This is a genomic window from Streptomyces sp. NPDC033229 (genome assembly GCF_055576875.1).
Window position 1 is genome coordinate 1 of the sequence record NZ_JBVIQR010000156.1, and the last position, 3,104, is coordinate 3,104.

1 protein-coding gene is annotated in these 3,104 nt (G+C 75.3%); it reads left to right on the forward strand.

Annotated elements, in window-relative coordinates; genetic code table 11:
* Nucleotides 1-8 precede the first annotated feature (8 nt).
* Nucleotides 9-3,104: alpha-N-acetylglucosaminidase (locus ACZ53N_RS36915; RefSeq protein WP_469145079.1), on the forward strand; the 3,096-nt coding region annotated here is incomplete at its 3' end.

Genomic DNA, 3,104 nt, shown 5'->3' on the forward strand with positions numbered 1-3,104 from the left:
GGAGCGCCATGTCCGATCTGTCGAGACGCCTGTTATTGGGTACCGCCGGAGCGATCGGCGTGGGAGCCGCCGTCGGCGCCCTCAGCCCCGCGGCGGCCGGGGAAGTGGCGAGTCCGTTCGAGGTCGCCCCGGCGCGGGCCGCGCTGGAGCGGCTGCTCGGGGAGCACGCCGAGCAGTTCCGGCTGCGCGCGCTGGCCGGCGGCGAGGAGCGGTTCGAGGTCACCGGCGTCCCGGGGCGGATCGAGGTGGCGGGGACGACCCCGGGGGTGCTGCTGACCGGGGTGCACCGGTATCTGCGGGACACCTGCCGGGTCCATCTCGGCTGGCGTGCGAGACGGCCCGCGCTGCCGCGCACCCTGCCCGCCCCGGCCCGGCCGCTGGCGCTCTCGACGCGGCTGCGGCACCGCTTCGCGCTCAACGACACCAACGACGGCTACACCTTCCCGTACGCGGACTGGCTGTACTGGGAGCGGATGATCGACGTCCTTGCCCTGCACGGCTGCAACGAGGTGCTGGTGATCGCCGGGCACGAGGCGGTCTACCACCGGGTCCTCATGGACTTCGGGTACAGCGACGCCGAGGCCCGGGCGTGGCTGCCCGCGCCCTCGCACCAGCCGTGGTGGCTGCTGCAGAACCTCAGCGGCTTCGGCGGACCCCTGAGCCCGGCGCTCATCGCCCGGCGTGCCGCGCTGGGGCGGCGTATCGCCGACCGGCTGCGCGAGCTGGGCATGGCGCCGGTCTTCCCCGGCTACTACGGGCACGTCCCCGACGGGTTCACCGAGCGGAACCCGGGGGCTCGGGTCGTCCCGCAGGGCATCTGGCACGGCTTCCAGCGCCCGGACTGGCTCGATCCGCGCACCGCGCCCTTCGCGGCGGTCGCCGCGTCGTTCTACCGCCACCAGGCCGAACTCCTGGGCGGTGCGGCGCACTTCAAGATGGATCTGCTGCACGAGGGCGGCACGGCGGGCGGCGTGCCCGTCGCGGACGCCGCGCGGAGCGTCGAGCGGGCGCTGCGCACCGCGCACCCCGGCGCGACGTGGGTGATCCTCGGCTGGCAGGACAACCCGCTCCCCGCGCTGCTGGGGGCGGTCGACCGGAGCAGGATGCTGATCGTCGACGGCGCCTCCGACCGCTACCGGTCCGTCACCGACCGGGAGAAGGACTGGGGCGGCACCCCGTACGCCTTCGGTTCGATACCGAACTTCGGGGGGCGGACGACGCTGGGGGCCCGGACGCACATCTGGGACGAGAAGTTCTTCGCGTGGCGCGACAAGCCCGGCAGCGCCCTGGCCGGCACGGCGTACATGCCGGAGGCCGCCGACCGCGACCCGGCCGCCTTCGCGTACTTCACCGACCTGGCCTGGCAGGAGAAGGCCCCGGACCGCCAGAGGTGGTTCGCCGCGTACGCCGACGCGCGCTACGGGCGGGCGGACCGGGGCGCGCGGGAGGCCTGGGCCGTGCTGGAGGAGACCGCCTACCGGCAGAGCGCGCCCGAGCGCAGCGACCCCCACGACAGTCTCTTCGCCGCCCGCCCGGACCTGCGCGCCAATCGGGCCGGCGAGTACGCCCCGAGTGCCCTGTCCTACGATCCGTCGCGTTTCGACGCCGCGCTGAGTGGGCTGCTGGGCGTCGCCGCCGGGCTGCGCGGCGGTGACGCGTACCGCTACGACCTGGTCGACGTGGCCCGGCAGGCCCTGGCGCACCGCAGCCGGCAGCTCCTCCCCCAGCTGCGGAACGCCTACGACGTCAAGGACCTGCCGACCTTCCGCGCGCTCTCCGCGCTGTGGCTGCGGCTGATGCGGTTGGCCGACGACATCGCGGGCGCCCACCGGGACTTCCTGCTCGGGCCGTGGACGGCGGCGGCCGGGGCGATGGGGTCGGACGCGGCGGAGGCGGCGGAGCTGGAGCGGACGGCGCGGGTGCTGATCACGGTGTGGGGTGGCCGGGCCACGTCCGACGGCGGCAAGCTGCACGAGTACGCGAACCGGGACTGGCACGGGCTGATGGGCGACTTCTATCTGCCGCGCTGGCGGCGTTGGCTGGAGGAGCTGGAGGACGCGTTGCGGGAGGGCCGGGAGCCACGGGCCGTGGACTGGTTCGCGGTGGAGGAGCCGTGGACGCGGGAGCGCGAGGAGTACCCGGTGCGTCCGGTCGCCGATCCGTACCGCACCGCGCTGCGGGTCCACGACACCCTGGCCGTCGCCCCCTACCAGGGGACGCTGACGACGGCGCCCGTCCCGGCCGCCGTGCCGCCCGGTGGGGTCGCGACGCTGACCGTCGCCCTCACGAACGTGAACGGTCTGCGGGCCACCGGCCGCGTCGACCTCGCTCTCTCGGGCCTCCGGGCCCGCCCGCAGGGCCCCACGTCGCTGGAGAGCCTCGCGCCGGGCGCCACCGGCACGGCCCGCTGGAGCGTCACCGCGCCCGCCGGGCCTCTTCAGCGCCCGCTGCTGCCCCTGCCGTACGAGGCGAGCGCGCGCTACGGGCCGCGGGGGCGGGACCGGATCCGGACCGCCCGGACCGGCACGCTGTTCGTGGCGGGCCCGCTCGCCGACGGGTGGCGGACCTTCACCAACAACGCGGCCGTTTTCGGGCAGTCGGGGGACGACCGCTTCGCCGTCGACGGCTCGGGCGACGACCTGTGGAAGGGCACGGAGGCCTTCGGCGTGGTCTACCGGCCGGGCGCCCTGGCGGTCGGCGGGTCGGCCACGGTCCGGGTCGACGAGCAGAGCGACACGGGCGGCTGGGCGCGTACGGGCATCATCGTGCGCAACACCCTGGCGGGCCGCTCCCCGGGGGCGGTCAACCTCGCCGTCACCCCGGCGGAGGGCGTCGTGCTGTCCTACGACACCAACGGCGACGGCACCTTCGACGGCTACCGCCGCATCACCGGCCTCAAGGCCCCCGTCCACCTCCGTCTCACCCGTACGGCCACGGGCGGCTTCACCGCGGAGTGCTCCACCGACGAGGGCGCGACCTGGCGGACGGTCGCGTCCGTCACCGTCCCGGGCGCGGCCCGGGACCTGGACGTTGGGCTGTTCATGACGGCGGGCAACGACGGCAGCGGCGAACGGGGGACGGCGTACTTCAGCGCCTGGCGGCTG